This is a genomic window from Oleiphilus sp. HI0123 (assembly GCF_001635315.1).
Map to the genome: position 1 here is coordinate 1 of NZ_LWGE01001361.1, position 2,117 is coordinate 2,117.

Annotated in this window: 1 protein-coding gene and 1 pseudogene; both read right to left on the reverse strand. The window is 41.7% G+C overall.

What is annotated here, in order from left to right; translation table 11 throughout:
• A pseudogene (locus A3761_RS17065) lies at positions 1–1,445 on the reverse strand (hypothetical protein); the annotation flags it as partial.
• Between the two features lie 65 nt (positions 1,446–1,510).
• A partial coding sequence (locus A3761_RS27830) for a hypothetical protein (protein WP_197473085.1) occupies positions 1,511–2,117 on the reverse strand: 607 nt, incomplete at its 5' end.

Consider the following 2,117-nt stretch of genomic DNA (forward strand, 5'->3'; position numbering starts at 1 on the left):
GTGCTGATCATTCGAATGTCTTCTACTTCTGCCGCTGAATACTCCTTGAGCGTGGTAAGGGTCTCTTCGGTGGATACACCTTCAATCATATGAAGATTAAGTCCGTCACGTATATACAGTCTATCAGTCTCTTGATGATAGGAAAGTTGAGAGTCTTCAGGGTTTTGAAATACAAAAATTGGTGTTTCAAAGCGATCTTCACGTTCTTCAACATGGCCGCGATCAAATATTGCTAGAGTGGGGAGTTTAATTAAGGCGTCGTTATGTCTGAACAGAATAGCATTCTCAATATAGGTGAACCATTGATCTTGGTTATTCTTATAGTTTGGGTCTCGGTTGATTAGCTCAACGCCAAGCTCAGTAAGACCAAATGAGTATTCGAGAGTGTCAAAATTACGATCAGATTCTTTAATATAGAATTCATATTGATTCTTTAGGTAGTTAAATCCAAGGTAGCCAAACTCTTTGGTTGAGGTGTTATAAACCGGGTGCTCGGCGTACATTAAGGCTTCACTTGAATTTGTTACTCGTCCAACCCAGGCCTGACTTTTCTCAAACGAGGTTTCCTGGTTGCTTGCTAAAGAGTGGACTTCATCTATTTCCTCTTTACTTAGGTATAAATGTTCTTCGTGGTTACCGTAGAAAAAATCGTGCTCGTGGGTGTGGTAGTGAGGGTGGTTGTTAGGGTCGAAAGGCAAGCCATCATCGCCAATCTCGCCAGCTTCGTAGGCGTGATCGTGGTCATGGTCATCTGTATGAGTATGGGAGTGGCTACTAACATGAGTATGGCTATTGATAGATATACGGCGAATCTCATACTCGGTATCTGGGTCTTGTTCTAGGTCAATTTGGTAGTAATTGAATGTGCTGAGAGCACAGTCCTCGGGTGCTGTTTTTACATATAGTTTATGTTCATTTTTGTACAGTATCTCATCAATGAGTCGGTTTTCTTCATCAAGGGTTAGAGACGGCCGAATATCGCAAATAAGAGGGGGCTTGCCATCCACAGGCTCAAAATTGACAATTGGGTGGGCATAGCGAGTCACTAATTCGAATAAAAATATAGAGGAACCTTTGCTGTAAGCAATAAGCTCAGGAAGCAAGGTGTGTATAAGTGAAGAATTGCTGTCGTCACCTTGAACTTCTTCTGCCTCGTCGGTGTCTAGATATACAATGTGGCCTTCAGGAGAGCTAACTAAAGTTGGGTTTTCATCGTCTGGCCCAATGAATAGAGAAAGTCGCGCTGCGCTGTCCTCGGTAAAATGGGCTTCTACAATCTTGCTTTCGCCTGATTCCGGGTCGAACTCATATAGTGAGTTGTTTTTAATAAATGGAAAGTTCAAATTTTCGATTATTGGTGGCAACTCGGTGGTGGTTTTGTTTGACTCAGAGCAAGCTGCTATACCCATCATCAAAATGGCTAATATTAAAAGTCGTGAATGCATTTTCATCTGCTTGGTAACCCTATTCCTTTTGTAAATGCGTAAACTCAATGAACGCTGCTCAAAAACTACATGCCATCGACTAATAATAACGATAGAGATTGATCTTCAATATCAGGATCTGGTGTTTCTTGACTGGGGTTAAAAATGAAGCTGAAATTGGCGCGCTGCTCGACCCCCTCAAGAGAGTAGGTCGCTTCAAAGTTTAGAAAGCTATAATAATCGTTGATGACGCTTCCATTCATGAATTCGAGGTTTGATAATTCATGGAAGATACCGTAGCTAAAGTCAACGGAGCGGTGCTCTTTATTCCCATTTTCATTCTCTCGTGATGACTGTGCCAGCGCACGGCCATTATCTTTGTCTTCATCATATTTATACAGATAGGCTCCAGAAAGCTGCCGCGTCCCACTAACATTCTTAACTGGCGACGATGATATGAGTAAAGGTAAGTCATCTTGATTTCTCATATCCTTAACAAAAATGAGGGTGCTTTCCTCGAAGCTTGTTGGTTCGTAGTTGCTGTTCTTTTTCGTCAAAATATGCGCTTGTGAGCCTGACTCGCTATTGTAGGAGTTGAAGTGGAATGTATCGTCATTGATGTAAATCGAAATTTCTTCGGACTCATCTATATTGCTCTCGTTTCCTGTCTCATAAATGACAGTTAGCAAGTCA